The following is a 15,961-nucleotide window of genomic DNA, read 5'->3' as shown; positions in this document are numbered from 1 at the left end:
GACATCCGGTAATGGCATCACTGTGGCAATCGCTACAAAAATTATGGCAAGTGATGATGCCGGTCAGTTACAGCTGGCCGGCCGTCGATCTGCGGGTGAACAACAACAGGATTCATCTGGTCGGCAGTATTCATATGGGTACCCGCAATATGTATCCGCTCTCCGAACCTTTACTCAGACAGTTGCGTGCCGCTGACGCGCTGGTCGTTGAAGCCGATATCCTTTCTGACCCGTCTCCGTTAAACCATGATGATGAACGCCCTCCGCTGGCTGAACGTTTTGAGCCGGAACTGACAACGGAGCTGCTAAAACGCTGCTCAGAAAATGATGTGCTGCCTGAGACTATTGAACACCTGCCTGCCTGGCAAATCGCTCTGATATTGCAAAGCCGTCAGGCTCAGAGACTCGGTCTGCGGCCGGAATACGGGATTGATTATCAGCTGCTACAGGCAGCAAAATCGATGGGGAAACCGGTCATTGAACTGGAAGGAGCCAGTACTCAGCTGGCACTACTGACACAGCTTCCCGATGACGGACTGGCACTGCTCAGCGATTCCCTGCAACACTGGCATACCAATGCGCGGCTGTTGCAGACCATGATTAGCTGGTGGGTGGAAGGCCCGCCACGCGGTGATTTACAGGCCAGTTTGTTGCCTTCCACCTTCAGTAGTTCGTTGAATGATACGCTTATCCGGCAACGTAATATTGAATGGAAACAGCAACTCAGCCGCCTGTCACCGGGCCGGTATCTGGTCGCGGTCGGGGCACTGCATCTGTATGGCGAGGATAATTTACCCGCCATGTTTGGCCGGAAATAATCTGCCGGCAGTTATCGCCTGCCGGTGGTTCCGGAACAACGGGCAACAAGGAAAATATATGACACCTGCAATCCTGCTGCTGGAAAAACAGAAAATAAAATTTCAGCTCCATCAATATGAACATGACAGCCATGAAACCAATTTTGGCGATGAAGTGGTGCGCAAGTTACAACTTAATCCGCTACAGGTATTTAAAACGCTGCTGGTATCCCTGAATGGCGACGGAAAAAATCTGGCGGTTGCAGTGACCCCGGTGGCGACTCAACTGGATTTGAAAAAAGTAGCGAAGGCGTTTGGAGCTAAAAAAGCGGATATGGCAGATCCTATGGTTGCACAGCGTGTTACCGGCTACCTGGTGGGCGGGATTAGCCCGTTAGGCCAGAAGAAACGTTTACCGACAGTGATTGACCAGGGCGCAACTGAGTTTCCGTCTATGTACATTTCCGGAGGTAAGCGCGGGCTGGATATTTCACTTGCCCCCGCAGATCTGGCTACCCTGCTTGCTGCACCATTTGCAGATATTGCACGCCACGATTAATCACTCTGCTGGCATAACTGGTCAATCATCCAGTAACCGGCAGGTCCGGGTGGATGGCGGGTTGACCAGATAACATCCATCCGGCTTTGCTGCTGCCAGCCTGGCAGAGTCAGCTCCTGCAATACTCCCCGGCCAAATTGCCGTACCATCCAACAGGGCAACTCGCTCCAGCCAAATCCCTGCTCTGCCATATCCATTAGTAACAAATAAGACGAGGCAGACCAGGACTGGCCTGTTGCTTTGCTTTCCGGCGGACGGATCCACGTATTTAGCCGCAACTGGCGAACCTGCTTTAGCCCCGATGCCGTCAGTTGAGACTCTGCCGCCAACGGATGCTGATGATGGATGTAAATTCCCATAGTAACCAGCACCTTTAACCGTCTGGCTTCCAGCTCTGGTGACAGTACCGGCTGCTCGCGGATCACTCCTAAATGCGCCCTCCCGGTCTGCAATAGTTCCAGTACATCATCATCTTCGGCCACCAGACATTCAAATTCAATATCAGGATAACGCTCAGCAAACCGGTGCAATAATGTTTCATGGTGGTCCGCAGGCCAGATATCAGAAATAGCCAGTGTCAGCCGTGGTTCAATACCGCGCGACATGCGAATTGCCAAATCATCCAGTCGCCGGCTGGCTGCCAGGATATCGTTGACCCGCGCTAAAGCACGTAAACCTTCTTCCGTAAGCACAGGCTGTCTGCCGCTACGCTCAAACAACAGAAAGCCCATATCATCCTCCAGGCGTGCAACTGCCGCACTGATGGTGGACTGACTTTTCCCTAATGCCCTGGCGGCCGCTGAAAAAGAACCGCTGGCGACAGTCTGTACAAAAGCTTCGAGTGATTCAGGTGAATAACGCATCTTCATCCTATCGGTTTTTACGATACGTCCTCATTTTACCCTGCTAACAACTCCGGTGAAAATAGTCGCAACTTTTTTTTGGAGCATATTTTATGCGTAGCCGTTCGACGACAGGACGTTTATTACACACAGTCAGTTATGAATTCTTTGCGTTACTGATCACCATACCGGGCGCTGCCTGGATTATGGACCGCCCAATCGGCGGAATAGGCATCACCGCCATTGTACTATCGGTTTCAGCGATGGTCTGGAACGTGATTTTTAATATTTTATTTGATCGCTGGTTTTCACCGCATGTCCCGCGCGGTCTGCTGGTCCGTACCCTTCAGGCTGTCGGTTTCGAAGGCGGGTTCGTTGTGATAGCGGTCCCCCTGACCGCAGTTATGCTGAATATCAGCCTGGTCAGCGCTCTGATGCTGGATATCGGGTTTCTTCTGTTTTATCTGCCTTATACTTATCTGTTTAACTGGTGCTGGGACAAACTGCCAGCCGCAGTGAACAGATTAAGACAATCCCGGCCCTGTATCCGTTAACAGTGCTTCTCCGGTCGCCAAACGGCGACCGGGATAAATTATGCAGAAGAATACCGTACTGTATTAATCATAGCCTTACTGCGGTTCAGTCTTCGGTTCGGCGCTAATTGACTTGTCGCAATTTCTCATCGGTCAGCCAGATTAATGATTGTATAATTTATGCTTCCGGGTCATAAAAACGGTCCAACTTTCTCAATCTGCTGGCTTACAATCCCGTTGTTACCTCATCTGACAATATTTCGCTGCACACTACGATATCGTTTTGTGCCGTTATTTATTGTTAACACTGAAAATTTACTGCTGCTTTATAAAGAAGAGTAATTTTTCACCAGCTTTCCTTCAATTTTTGCTATTTTGGATAAATAAATTTATTTCGGATTAGCCTCTGATTTGTACCATCATTCACGACTGGCAAGGATTGCCATGCCGTTAAGGAGAGATCATGCACCATACCACTCCCCTAATCACCACCATTGTCGGCGCGCTGGTGCTGGCTTTTCTGCTCGGTATGCTGGCGAATAAACTGCGAATTTCTCCGCTGGTCGGTTACCTGCTGGCTGGCGTACTGGCGGGGCCTTTTACTCCGGGATTTGTCGCTGATACCAATCTTGCTCCGGAACTGGCTGAACTGGGTGTTATTTTGCTGATGTTCGGCGTGGGATTACATTTTTCGCTGAAAGATTTAATGTCGGTAAAAGGGATTGCCATCCCGGGCGCGATTGCACAAATTTTTGTAGCAACATTGCTTGGGCTTGGGCTCTCCTCGGCCCTTGGCTGGAGTCTGATGACCGGTCTGGTCTTTGGTCTCTGTCTTTCCACCGCCAGTACCGTCGTATTGCTCAGAGCACTGGAGGAGCGGCAACTGGTGGACAGCCAGCGTGGGCGGATTGCTATCGGCTGGCTGATTGTTGAAGATCTGGTAATGGTGCTGACCCTGGTCTTACTCCCGGCCATTGCAGGAATGATGGAACAGGGAAATGCCAGTTTCAGCCTGCTGTTATGGGATCTATTAATCACCATCGGTAAAGTGGTTGCTTTTATGGTGATTATGGTGGTTTTTGGCCGGCGTGCTGTGCCATGGATTCTGGCGAAAAGTGCTGCTACCGGCTCACGCGAACTTTTTACCCTGGCCGTTCTGGCACTGGCGCTGGGTATTGCTTTCGGAGCCGTAGAGTTCTTTGATGTCTCCTTCGCACTCGGCGCTTTCTTCGCAGGGATGGTTCTCAACGAATCAGAACTGAGTCACCGGGCAGCACATGATACTTTGCCGCTTCGGGATGCCTTTGCCGTGTTGTTTTTTGTCTCGGTCGGTATGCTGTTTGACCCGCACATTCTGATTGAACGGCCGCTGGCAGTACTGGGGGCTCTGGCTATCATCCTGTTCGGCAAATCGATAGCGGCCTGGTTGCTGGTTACCTGGCTGGGACACTCCCGCCGTACCGCAATGACTATTTCGGTCAGCCTGGCACAGATTGGTGAATTTGCTTTTATCCTTGCAGGTCTGGGCGTTTCTCTGGGGCTGTTAAATGATGACGGGCGCAACCTGGTGCTGGCCGCCGCGATTATGTCAATAATGATTAACCCGGTGATGTTTACTCTGGCTGAGCGTTATCTGATGAAAACAGAGCAGCAGAGTGATAACAGCCAGCCGGATCTTCAGGAAGAAGAGCCCCTGGTTCCGCTTGAAATCTGCAACCATGCAGTGATTGTCGGTTATGGCCGGGTGGGAAGTCTGTTATGTCAGAAGCTCAACAAACTAAGGATTCCGGTGGTGGTTATTGAAACCACCAGGGCGCGGGTGGAAGTTGTCCGGGAACAAGGTATTCATGCAGTGTCCGGAAATGCAGCACGTCATGAAATTATGGACGTAGCTCGTCTGGATTGTGCCCGCTGGCTATTACTGACTATCCCAAATGGGTATGAATCCGGAGAAATCATTGCTGCTGCCAGAGAAAAACGCCCGGATATCGCGATTATTGCGCGGGCTCACTACGATGATGAAGTGACTTATATTATGGAACGTGGAGCCAACCGGGTGATTATGGGCGAACGAGAAATTGCTAACAGCATGCTGGATATTCTGGAAACAGAAATAGAAGAGCAGCCTGTCAGCAGAGAATGCCCTGTCTGACAATGTTGCATGCTGCCCGTAGCCGGGCAGCATAGATTTAACGATCCCAGTAAGCTTCTTCCAGACTATCTTCCCGCTCCGGCAAGCCTCTGCTCAGACGTGGGGAGTGTTGATTCAGCACCTGATAGCTCACACGGTTAGCATATTTACACACCTGTGCCAGCGAGGAGTACGTAAGATACTGATGCGCATGTTTGGCTGAATTTGGCACTTTCTGCCGGTGATAATTGTTGGCTGTGATATCGTGCAACACCGCCGCCAGTGCACCGTCTCCGGCGCCGTTGGTGTTCATAATCCTTTCAGGACCGCCCATATAAGGCGCAATATGCGAATAGATCTTTATCGGTTGCCGGCAGTCCTGACGACGCATTCCCCGACTAAACTCGTACTGATTAAACTCAGGGATTGCCCCCGGTAATAGCGGCAGATTGGTTTTTCGTTTGCTGGCATCTTCAGTAAATCCAGCCATATACAGGCCAGCTGGTCCGGCGGTACACAATACCAGATCAACCCACTGCAGAGCTTTATCTGCTGCCAGCAAAGGGTCAGACTCTCCGGTTAGCTCACAGGCTTCATCTTCATTCATTGCCACAATTGAAACATGTTCACTCAGAAAATCACGCCAGAATTGTGGGTTCTCGGCAATTACGTGCCTTGTTCCCAAGGTCAGCACCACCGGCACCTGATGTTTTTTAGCGTATTCAATAGCTTTCATGGTGGCGTGCGGCATCGGTTCGCCAGCTTTCGCCCTTACCAGGTAAGATGTCAGTACCAGCACTGCCGCTTCAGCAATCTGCTGTTCGGGAATACTTTCCGGATGCAACTGGTTCATATCCCCCGGGCTTATCGCAAATGTCCGCTCCCCCTGCTCACTGATCAGGGTGTAACAACGGCCAATCGAGCCCTCTACTCCTTGCATGCAGTTCAGGTCAACTTTACTGGAGGTATTACACAGGTAACGATAGGCATAATCACCAATTTTTATATTACTGCACATCACGCCCAGTAATACCGAACGGTCATCTGCCAGTACCGAGTAATTATGCAGGGTATTGCCGACAGTGCCGCCGGCAAACTGGTGTGTTATCAACTGCCCTGCCACCAGTTCCTGATAAAGAGCATCGGCCACATTATTTTCGATCACCAACGAATGCCCGCGACTTAAACCGTAACGTTCCAGGAAGCTATCGTCTACTTTTGCCTCAATATCAACCATGATTTGATCGATACCAACCACCGGAGGTGTCGTCTCTGATTCGGCAGGAGCTGCCTGGAGTAACGGGTCACGGGCACTGACCGGGAAATAATGTTTAGATTTACGCTGGCCGGGAAATTTCATGTTTTTCTGTTAATCGCAGGAATAAAAGGCGAATACTAGCATAATTCCGGCGATTAACGGTTATCTCATCGGTACTGGTTGACCAGCTGCAGCATCATTTCGATATGCAGTTCATCGTCATTCAGTGCCGGGATATACTCAAACTTCTCTCCGCCAGCGTGCATAAAGAATTCCCGGTTCTGACCATTAATCTCTTCCAGGGTTTCCAGACAATCGGCAGAAAAACCGGGGCTCATCACCTGAATATGACGAATACCTTTAGCTGGCAGCGATTTAACCGTTTCATCGGTATATGGCGACAACCAGGGTTCCCGGCCAAATCGTGACTGGTAGGTCATGATAAGCTGTTGCTCTGACATTCCCAGTGCTTCACGCAGCAACGTGGTGGTTTCGGCACAACGCTGTGGATAGTCATCCCCTTCATTGGCGAATCGCTGCGGAATACCATGAAACGACAACAATAAGACATCCGGCTTACCATGTTCGGCAAAGGCGCGTTCGGCCGATGCTTTCAGGGCAGCGATATAACCAGGATGAGTGGCGTAATCACGAATAAACTGGATATCCGGCAGTGTCCGGACTGGCAGAAAGATCTGATGCAGTGCATCCCAGACCGCCGATACAGTGGTAGAGGAAAATTGCGGATAGAGAGGCAGGACAATCAGCCGGGTCACTCCCTGCTCCAGAAGCTGGTTCACGGCACTGTCCAGCGACGGATTGCCATAGCTCATCCCCAGTGCAACCGGCATATCGGTCTTCGCAGCCAGCGCATCCCGTTGACGTTTACTGAACACCAGCAACGGTGACCCTTCTTCCATCCATACCGAGGCATAGAGTTTGGCGACCCGCGGAGAGCGCAATGGCAAAATAGCGCCGTTAAGTACCGGCCACCAGATCAGACGCGGAACATCCACCACCCGTTTATCACTAAGAAATTGCTTCAGATAGCGTTTGACTGCAGAAGAGGTTGGCGCATCAGGCGTGCCTAAATTCACCAGCAGGACACCTGGCTTATCTTGCCTCATAGTAATTTCCTGATAATAAGCTTGTACAAAGAAAGGCTTATTGTAGCGTATCCTGACGAAGGGAAAAGCAATTACTGCTATTGGTGACAGCGCGAACCGGTAAAATCCGGTCCGCACAGGGATTAACCCAGGATAGTTGCCAGCTCACTGCTGACATCCGCCACAGGGCGGGTACCGTCGATTTTCTGGTAACGGGTATGACCTTCAGCGGCTTCTTTGCTGTAATAAGCGATCAGAGGAGCTGTCATCTGATGATATTCCACCAGACGTTTACGAACCGTTTCTTCCTGGTCATCTTTACGGATGGTCAGTTCTTCACCGGTCACATCATCCAGCCCTTCCTGCTTCGGCGGGTTATAGGTGACATGATAAACACGGCCTGAAGGTGCATGCACACGGCGGCCAATGATACGGTCAACAATAATTTCATCCGGAACTGCAAATTCCAGGACGTAATCGACAGTAATTCCGGCGTCTTTCATGGCATCAGCCTGAGGAATAGTCCGCGGGAAACCATCCAGCAGAAAACCAGCTTTGCAGTCGTCCTGCGCAATGCGCTCTTTAACCAGGGCAATGACCAGCTCATCTGTGACCAGTTTACCCGCATCCATAATGGCTTTGGCCTGCATACCCAGCTCTGTGCCAGCTTTTACTGCCGCACGTAACATATCACCGGTAGAGATCTGCGGAATACCGTATTTCTCCATGATGAACTGAGCCTGAGTTCCTTTACCTGCACCCGGAGCACCGAGCAAAATAATACGCATTGCGTAATACCTCTTGCGAATCGCGTTTAATAAACTTTCAGAAGGGCAAAAACATAACATTATGTCCCGCTATCCACAAGGAAAGGAGCGGCCCGGAGTCGGGTAAATGGGGGATATGTACAGAAAGACAGCTTGTTATCGGTAACACCTGCCTCAGACAGCAAAATAACCGCGAAATCATCACCGATCGTGCGAAAGATGAGAACTTTAGCCCGGACAACCTTACCAAAAATAATGCCCCGGTAAACCGGGGCATTTTACGCTGAGAGAAAAAAGATTAACCCAGCAGTAACTGATTCATACGGCGGATAAACTGGTTCGGATCTTCCAGCGTTCCCCGCTCAGCAAACAGAGCCTGATCCAGCAGTAACTCAGTCCAGTCAGCAAAACGACTATCGTCTGTCGTTCCTGCCGCCTGTTTCACCAGTGGATGATCCGGATTAATTTCGAAGATATATTTAACTTCCGGCGCTTCCTGGCCCGCAGCAGCAAACAGTTTCGCCATCTGAGTACTCATTTCATCGGCGTCGGTCACCACAATGGCCGGGGTATCGGTCAGACGATGCGTCAGACGCACATCTTTCACCCGGTCACCGAGCAGAGTTTTCACGCGCTCAACAAATGGCTCAAGGGCTTTTTCGCTCTCTTTCTGCTCTTCGGTTTCTTCGTCGGCCAGCTTATCCAGCGTATCATCAGCTTTACTCACTGACTGGAAGATCTTGCCATCAAACTCGGTCAGATAGCTCATCATCCATTCATCGATGCGCTCAGACAGCAGTAGGACTTCAATCCCTTTCTTACGGAACAGTTCCAGGTGTGGACTGTTTTTCGCTGCTGCGTAGCTGTCAGCAGTGATGTAATAGATCTTTTCCTGACCCTCAGACATCCGGCTGATGTACTGTTCCAGGGTCACCGTCTGCTCTGAACTTTCAGAATGAGTCGAAGCAAAACGCAGCAGCTTCGCAATGGCTGGCAGGTTAGTCGGATCTTCTGCTGGCCCCTCTTTCAGTGCCAGACCAAAGGCCTTCCAGAATTGCAGATATTTAGCTTCATCATCTTTTGCCAGTTTTTCCAGCATTTGCAGAGTACGCTTAGTTAACGCGCTACGCAGGCTCTGGGTCACACGGCTGTCCTGCAGAATTTCACGGGAGACATTCAGCGGCAGATCATTGGAATCTATCAGACCACGAACGAATCGCAGATAATTCGGCATAAACTGTTCTGCGTCGTCCATAATAAATACGCGCTGTACATACAGCTTCAGACCATGTTTATGATCGCGGTTCCACATATCCCAGGGAGCCTGAGCCGGGATATACAGCAGGCTGGTATATTCCTGTTTTCCCTCGACCCGGTTGTGACTCCAGATCAGTGGATCTGTAAAGTCATGGGCAATATGTTTATAAAAATCGTTGTACTCTTCGTCAGTAATTTCTGACTTATTACGGGTCCACAGTGCCTGAGCCTTATTTACTTTTTCCCAGGTCGTGGTCTCGTTTTCTTCGTCTTTAGTTTCGATCTCAACCGGAAGTGCAATATGGTCTGAGTACTTACTGACTATATTACGCACCCGCCAGCTGTCGAGAAACTCATCTTCACCTTCACGCAGGTGTAATGTAATTTCTGTTCCGCGATCGGCTTTTTCGATATCTGCCAGCGTATATTCGCCTTCACCGGCAGATTCCCAGAATACGCCCTGATCGGCAGGCGCACCCGCAGCACGCGTACGGACCGTCACTTTATCAGCAACGATAAAGGCCGAATAAAAACCAACACCAAACTGACCAATCAGTTGGCTGTCTTTTACCTGATCCGATCCCATTGATTCAAGGAAAGCTTTGGTTCCTGATTTGGCGATTGTGCCCAGGTTGTCAATAACTTCCTCACGGCTCATACCGATACCGTTGTCACTCAGAGTCAGCGTGCGCTGGTCTTTATCGACGGATAAGCGAACACGTAATTCACCGTCACCTTCATACAGCGAAGCGTTTGACAGGGCACGAAAACGGAGTTTATCTGCTGCATCAGATGCGTTAGAGATAAGCTCACGCAAAAAGATCTCTTTATTTGAGTAGAGCGAATGGATCATCAGTTGCAGAAGTTGCTTTACTTCTGACTGGAAACCACGAGTCTCTTGTCCTTTCATTGTCATTGATACCTCAAAAAATCAGGATTAACGAATGTCGGGATATAAGATGGGGATGAAACCGGAGATTTCAAGCTGATGTTCCACAGGAACATCAGCAAGCGATTAATATTTAAACTTTTGACGCCCGGCGAGCGAATGCGACAGTGTTGTACCATCCACCATTTCCAGTTCTCCGCCCACAGGAACACCATGTGCGATGCGGCTGGCCTCCACGGAGTACTGGCGGCAAAGATCAGCGATATAATTCGCGGTCGCTTCACCTTCGATAGTCGGATTAGTTGCCAGAATCACTTCAGTGATGGTTTCGGTTTGTAGTCGCTGTTCCAGAATATCCAGGCCAATGTCGCCCGGCCCGATACCGTCTAATGGCGACAGATGCCCCATCAGTACAAAGTAGCGGCCTGAAAACTGCCCGGTCTGCTCAACTGCGTGAATATCTGCAGGACTCTCTACAACGCAAATAATACCATTCTGCTGGCGTCTTGGATTCGCACAGATGGTACACATTTCCTGTTCTGTAAAGGTCCGACAATGAGAGCAGTGACCAATTTCCGACATCGCGCGGGTCAGCGCCTGTGCCAGACGCATCCCGCCACTACGATCCCGTTGCAGCAAATGAAAGGCCATGCGCTGCGCTGACTTAGGCCCGACACCGGGCAGACAACGCAGCGATTCCATCAGAGATTCCAGCAGCGGGCTTGTCTGCATCAGAATGGCATCTTAAAGCCAGGAGGTAACTGCATACCTGCAGAAACTGAAGCCATTTTCTCTTTCTGAGTCTCTTCAATGCGACGTGCGGCATCGTTAAATGCGGCAGCAACCAGATCTTCCAGCATCTCTTTGTCGTCTTCCAGCAGGCTTGGGTCGATTTCAACGCGACGGCAGTTATGAGCACCATTGATGGTAACTTTAACCAGACCGGCACCGGATTCACCAGTTACTTCCAGCGCAGCGATCTCTTCCTGAACCTGAGCCATTTTGTCCTGCATTTGCTGGGCTTGCTTCATTAAGTTACCCAGACCACCTTTACCAAACATAATACTCTCTCTCTGCTTAGGCCACAGTCATCCTGATGATGACCTGCAGCATGATTACACGGGTCGGATGCTTTCTTCATCCAGATCCGCATCAAATAATTTCTGCAATGTCCGGATATAAGGATCATTAACCATAGACTGACGCGCCTGGCTCAGCTTTTCTTCATAAATAGCCTGACGCCATTCGAGTGGTGTCAGTACAGCGGGATTATCATCTGCCTCGATGGTCAGTTCAACTGTTTCGCCTGCTTGCGCCGACAAAACTTCCGCCAACACTTTACGCGCCGAAGGCGAATTCAGGTGTCCCTGCGCCGGACGAAGGTGCAGACAAACACTGCTCCCCTGTTGCTGCTTCCAGGCATTTAGCGCCAGTTGCTGCACCAGTTTTGGCAAATTCAGCTGCGCAATTTCCGCAGCCCAGGGATCACGTTGCTGAGCTTCTTCGGCCAGTCTGGCCGCCAGTTCCGGTGTTTTTTCATGCTCCAGCGCAGTACGTAACGCCTTAGGTGTTGTCACCGGCTGCACAACTTCCGCTTCCGGTAGCTGTGTTTTCCAGCGATAACGTTCCTTTTTTTCAGGCTGGCCGTTCGCATCACTTTGTGCGGAGCGGGCTTTACTCCCCCGCTCAGTCACTGCTGCAAGTCGCTGCAAAGCATTCTGCGCCGGCTGCGCGGTTTGCACCGCCGGCTCAGTCTTTTTTGTGCCGCTGGCTCCCCGGCGTAGCAGTTCTGTTCGTGCCTGTAATAACTGGCTGGTAGTACCCGTGATGGACGGAGGAGGTTCCGACGGGGCCTCCGATGGCGCCGGACTGATTGCCGCAGGTGCCGGTGCTGGCGCAACTGCTACTGGCTGAACCATCGCCGCCGGGACTCCGGCAGGCACTACCGACGGAGCTGTTTCAATAACGGCCAGCGGATGAAACGCCAGAGCCCGCAGCAGGGTCATCTCAACTCCCATGCGAGGATCAGGCGCCAGCGAGAGCTCTTTTCTGCCCATCAGCAGTGTCTGGTAGTAGAGCTGAACTTCTTCAGGAGGCAGTTTTCTTGCCAGTTCCCGTAGTTGCTGCTCACTGGTAATAAACTCTTCATTCAGTGAACCAGGCAATAACTGCAGCATGGCTACGCAATGCAACAGGCGCAACATCTCCACCAGCAGGGCTTCCCATTCCACTCCCCGGGCAGCGGCTTGCTGTAACAGAGTCATCACGGACTCCCCCTGACCGGCGGACAGTGCCTCAATCAATGCCAGGGGCTGACTGCTGTCAAGAGTCCCCAACATTCCGGCTACCGTTTCGGTGGTCACGGCCCCTTGCCCCATGGCAATCGCCTGATCAGTCAGGCTTAAACCGTCGCGCAGGCTGCCGTCTGCCGCACGAGCCAGTAGCTGCAAGGCCCGGGGTTCGGCACTGATATTTTCGCTGTTAAGTATCCGTGTTAACTGCTGGCTAATCTGTTCTACATCCAGCGCCTTCAGATGAAACTGCAGGCAACGGGAAAGAATGGTCACTGGTAATTTTTGCGGGTCAGTCGTCGCCAGCAAAAATTTCACATGTTCCGGCGGTTCTTCCAGTGTTTTCAGTAATGCGTTGAAACTATGGCGCGATAACATGTGAACTTCATCGATCAGATACACTTTAAAACGACCACGGGCCGGAGCGTATTGCACGTTATCCAGCAGGTCGCGGGTATCTTCGACTTTGGTACGGGATGCCGCATCGATTTCAATCAGATCGACAAACCGGCCCTGCTCAATTTCCCGGCAATTTTCACACTGCCCGCAAGGGGTAGCAGTGATCCCCTGTTCACAGTTCAGGCCTTTTGCCAGCAAGCGGGCAATGGTAGTTTTACCGACACCACGAGTGCCGGAGAAAAGATAGGCGTGATGGAGTCTGCCCAATGACAAACCATTGGCCAGCGCGGTCAAAACATGCTGTTGGCCGACAACATCAGCAAAAATCTGAGGCCGCCACTTTCGCGCAAGAACCTGATAACTCATGGAATTTTAGTCACTGGATAGGGTTAACACATCATGCAGCGCCCCGTGAGGTGACACTGCATCTCGAATCGATAGCGGCAGCAGACAGAGATTGACTCTGCTTGTCTGTGCACTGTCTAGTGTATCAGCCACCTGGCCCATTGCCTATAAATTTAGGTCAGGACCAGGCTGTGATCAGTTGCGCTTATCAGTGGCCCGGGAAGTTAACCACACTGAAACAGTCAATACCTAACGCCCGCAGACGGGACTCACCTTCCAGATCAAAAAGGTTGATCACAAAGGCAGCATCATGCACTTCGGCACCGGCGCGACGAATCAGTTTAACCGTCGCTTCAATGGTACCACCAGTGGCCAACAGGTCATCCACCACCAGCACTACATCGCCAGGTTTTACCGCATCGGTATGCATTTCCAGCACATCGGTACCGTACTCAAGAGAAAATTCTTCACGGTAAGTTTCACGCGGCAGCTTGCCTGGTTTACGCACAGGAACAAAACCCACACCCAGCCCCAGCGCCACCGGTGCGCCAAATAAAAACCCGCGAGCTTCGGTCCCGACAACTTTGGTAATGCCCTTGCCACGATAACGTTCAACCAGCACTTCAATGGTCGCTGAATACGCTTTTACATCTTCCAGCAGTCCGGTAACATCACGGAAAAGGATCCCGGGTTTTGGATAGTCCGGAACACTTTTAATGCTATTTTTAATGGATTCAAGCTGTTGCTCAGTTACGCTCATAATGGTACGCCTGGTGAAGTCTCAGTAACACGCAGCCCCTGCCTCTCACGGTGACATCACCGTGGACGGCAAAGTCATTATCAGAGGGACCGCGCACGAAAACGGACAAATCTAAGCAAACTGCAAAACAATTGCAACCTCAGAGCCGTGGCTTGTGCTTATTTATACTGTTGCACAATCCAGGATCAATGTTCTTACAATAAATCAGTCCTCTCTCTGTGTGCAATCAGTCTGTTTACAGAGTGCCAGTCTGGCAGAGGAGATGGCTTTTATTCCACCAGTTACACCCGACGGGTACAGAGTTCTTCGTGACAGGCGAGTAAATATGAATAAACAAAAAGTCATTCGCCAGTTTACGGCATTAACAGACCATTTGCGCCGGCAAACGGAACAGGCTGGCAACCCCGTATGCCGGGAAAAACGCTTTGACCCACAGTTATTTATGGATAATGGCAACCGGCTTCAGGATTATCTTCAACAAGTGAATGCCAGCCTGGAAAAGCTGTCAGGGATTAGCTCTGCTGAATCACCTGAATTTCAATGGCTGTCACAACGGTTACTTGATCAATGCCAGGCCATGCAACGGGAACTGAATACTTTAGACAGCAGACGTGCCGTGTTACCTACGGTGGCAGACTACTGGCTAAACAAGTATCAGGAGCAACGGGGTTATGAATCCAGATTGTGCGAGATGATTTCTCAGCACGAGCAACAATTAAATAACGCAGAGACTTTACAGCAACAGCAACTGATCGCCAACAAACTGGATCTGCTGGAGCAAAGACTGGCGCGCTGCCGGGCCGCTTTGCAGGAAAGTTACTGGCAGACCTCTGTGCGAACACCGCAAGAGAATTAGTCGCGCTTCTTCCAGGTCAGTCAGTGACCCGCTTAACCCATTTCTGGCTGACATCGTGCCCAAAAGGTGACAACCTGCCCTTTCGGTAGCGGCTTAGCCGTTAATGCGACAACCGGATCACCCGGAATTACCGCACATACAGGTAAATCACTTTTTTACAGAACAGGTTAACTTTATGTCGCTGGAATCTGCACCTGAAGAGGTTAAACTTGCTGTTGATTTAATTATGCTTTTAGAAGAGAACCAGATACCAGCCCGGCTGGTACTAAAAGCGCTGGAAATTGTCCGACAGGATTACATTGCCAAGCGAGATATAGAAGAAAAAGGAATGACACCAGGTACCTGATATTGCTGGTGTCTGTGGGTTATTTTTGCAGTGCCGGACTCAGGCGAAGCATATCAATAAAAGCTTCAACTAAATCGGGTGCTTCCTTTTCTAAGTTGAAGCTTGCCGGAGTAAACAACCAGTTTTCCATCAAACCGCTGATATAACTGCGCATTAATATGGCAGCCTGGCGGGTGTTGAGATTAGGGGGAAGCTGCCCTTGGCATATGCAATTATGTAAAGAAGCTTCAATTTTTGGATAGCATTCCAGCAAGAGGCTTTGCTGAATTTTTTGAAATGTTTCCATTTCTCCGACAAACTCACATTTATGGAATATAATTTCCATCAGTGCACGACGTGAGCGGTCTGTCACAGTCGATTGCAACAATGTAACGAGCAGTGCTTTCATCTGAGCCAGCGGGTCATCCGGATACTGAATCTGATATTCCTGTTCCAGTTCATCCAGATGCGCATCGCATTGCAGCCAGATCTCATTAAGAATGTCGATTTTATTTTTGAAGTGCCAGTAAATCGCTCCACGTGTAACGCCAGCCCGGGTTGCAATATCTGACAACGAAGTGGAAGAAACTCCGTTGGTGGAAAAGCAGTGGATCGCGGCTTCAATAATCTGATTTCGCGTCTCCAGTGCCTGCTCTTTAGTTTTTCGTGCCATAGAAAGTCTGTCTTTATAAGGGTCGAGGTGTATATGCCCCGCCATCAGGCATATACCGATTTACATACATTCATGTATATATGTACGATAGCATGGTTTGTATTTTTGCACAGCTACAGGTCGTTATCTTTGGGCACAGTAGCTCGTTAAATTCCGGATATTAGAGGTTTATT

General features: G+C 50.4%; 16 protein-coding genes. 6 read left to right on the top strand and 10 right to left on the bottom strand.

Features of this window, described 5'->3' with window-relative positions; translation table 11 throughout:
* Positions 1-11 precede the first annotated feature (11 nt).
* Positions 12-818 carry a TraB/GumN family protein gene (locus A7K98_RS05600; protein WP_087487674.1) on the top strand — a complete coding sequence of 269 codons (807 nt, stop codon included), beginning with the start codon at positions 12-14 and terminating at the stop codon, positions 816-818.
* A gap of 58 nt (positions 819-876) precedes the next feature.
* Positions 877-1,356 carry a Cys-tRNA(Pro)/Cys-tRNA(Cys) deacylase YbaK gene (gene ybaK / locus A7K98_RS05595; protein WP_087487673.1) on the top strand — a complete coding sequence of 160 codons (480 nt, stop codon included), beginning with the start codon at positions 877-879 and terminating at the stop codon, positions 1,354-1,356.
* Here the strand turns inward: ybaK and A7K98_RS05590 are convergent.
* A complete protein-coding gene (locus A7K98_RS05590) occupies positions 1,353-2,219 on the bottom strand; it encodes a LysR family transcriptional regulator (protein ID WP_087490379.1) in 867 nt (288 codons plus the stop codon). The genes ybaK and A7K98_RS05590 overlap by 4 nt on opposite strands.
* 92 nt (positions 2,220-2,311) lie before the next feature.
* Here A7K98_RS05590 and A7K98_RS05585 point away from each other — a divergent pair, with 92 nt between their 5' ends.
* Positions 2,312-2,752: a PACE efflux transporter gene (locus A7K98_RS05585; RefSeq protein ID WP_087487672.1), complete on the top strand. Its 441-nt coding sequence runs from the start codon at positions 2,312-2,314 to the stop codon at positions 2,750-2,752.
* A gap of 442 nt (positions 2,753-3,194) precedes the next feature.
* Positions 3,195-4,883, top strand: coding sequence for a YbaL family putative K(+) efflux transporter (gene ybaL / locus A7K98_RS05580; protein WP_087487671.1), 1,689 nt, complete (start codon positions 3,195-3,197; stop codon positions 4,881-4,883).
* Between the two features lie 37 nt (positions 4,884-4,920).
* Here the strand turns inward: ybaL and A7K98_RS05575 are convergent, their stop codons facing one another.
* The 8 genes from A7K98_RS05575 to apt form a co-directional block, all read right to left on the bottom strand.
* Positions 4,921-6,222, bottom strand: coding sequence for an inosine/guanosine kinase (locus A7K98_RS05575; protein ID WP_087487670.1), 1,302 nt, complete (start codon positions 6,220-6,222; stop codon positions 4,921-4,923).
* A 65-nt stretch (positions 6,223-6,287) separates the two neighbouring features.
* Complete coding sequence (gene hemH, locus A7K98_RS05570; protein ID WP_087487669.1) at positions 6,288-7,247, bottom strand: ferrochelatase; 960 nt, start codon at positions 7,245-7,247, stop codon at positions 6,288-6,290.
* 122 nt (positions 7,248-7,369) lie between these two features.
* A complete protein-coding gene (gene adk, locus A7K98_RS05565; protein ID WP_087487668.1) occupies positions 7,370-8,014 on the bottom strand; it encodes an adenylate kinase in 645 nt (214 codons plus the stop codon).
* Between the two features lie 277 nt (positions 8,015-8,291).
* Positions 8,292-10,160, bottom strand: coding sequence for a molecular chaperone HtpG (htpG, locus tag A7K98_RS05560; protein ID WP_198361144.1), 1,869 nt, complete (start codon positions 10,158-10,160; stop codon positions 8,292-8,294).
* 105 nt (positions 10,161-10,265) lie between these two features.
* On the bottom strand, positions 10,266-10,871 hold the full coding sequence (gene recR, locus A7K98_RS05555) for a recombination mediator RecR (RefSeq protein ID WP_087487666.1): 606 nt from the start codon (positions 10,869-10,871) through the stop codon (positions 10,266-10,268).
* Positions 10,871-11,200 (bottom strand): YbaB/EbfC family nucleoid-associated protein, encoded by a 330-nt coding sequence (locus tag A7K98_RS05550; RefSeq protein WP_038018760.1) that lies wholly within the window; start codon positions 11,198-11,200, stop codon positions 10,871-10,873. The genes recR and A7K98_RS05550 overlap by 1 nt, the downstream gene beginning before the upstream one ends.
* Positions 11,201-11,254: 54 nt before the next feature.
* Positions 11,255-13,195 carry a DNA polymerase III subunit gamma/tau gene (gene dnaX, locus A7K98_RS05545; RefSeq protein ID WP_087487665.1) on the bottom strand — a complete coding sequence of 647 codons (1,941 nt, stop codon included), beginning with the start codon at positions 13,193-13,195 and terminating at the stop codon, positions 11,255-11,257.
* Between the two features lie 187 nt (positions 13,196-13,382).
* Positions 13,383-13,934: an adenine phosphoribosyltransferase gene (gene apt / locus A7K98_RS05540; RefSeq protein WP_087487664.1), complete on the bottom strand. Its 552-nt coding sequence runs from the start codon at positions 13,932-13,934 to the stop codon at positions 13,383-13,385.
* A 325-nt stretch (positions 13,935-14,259) separates the two neighbouring features.
* Between apt and priC the strand changes: the two genes are divergently transcribed.
* Both priC and rsmS read left to right on the top strand, forming a co-directional pair.
* Positions 14,260-14,790 (top strand): primosomal replication protein PriC, encoded by a 531-nt coding sequence (gene priC, locus A7K98_RS05535; RefSeq protein ID WP_157665869.1) that lies wholly within the window; start codon positions 14,260-14,262, stop codon positions 14,788-14,790.
* Between the two features lie 175 nt (positions 14,791-14,965).
* Positions 14,966-15,136, top strand: a complete 171-nt coding sequence (rsmS, locus tag A7K98_RS05530; protein ID WP_087490378.1) for a pleiotropic regulatory protein RsmS — start codon at positions 14,966-14,968, stop codon at positions 15,134-15,136.
* A gap of 19 nt (positions 15,137-15,155) precedes the next feature.
* On the opposite strand, the gene acrR is transcribed toward rsmS, so the two are convergent.
* Complete coding sequence (acrR, locus tag A7K98_RS05525; RefSeq protein ID WP_087490377.1) at positions 15,156-15,788, bottom strand: multidrug efflux transporter transcriptional repressor AcrR; 633 nt, start codon at positions 15,786-15,788, stop codon at positions 15,156-15,158.
* Between the last annotated feature and the right edge of the window lie 173 nt (positions 15,789-15,961).

The sequence above is a fragment of the Tatumella citrea genome, from assembly GCF_002163585.1.
Classification (GTDB): Bacteria; Pseudomonadota; Gammaproteobacteria; order Enterobacterales; family Enterobacteriaceae; genus Tatumella; species Tatumella citrea.
This window is presented reverse-complemented; position numbering and strand designations above follow the sequence as displayed.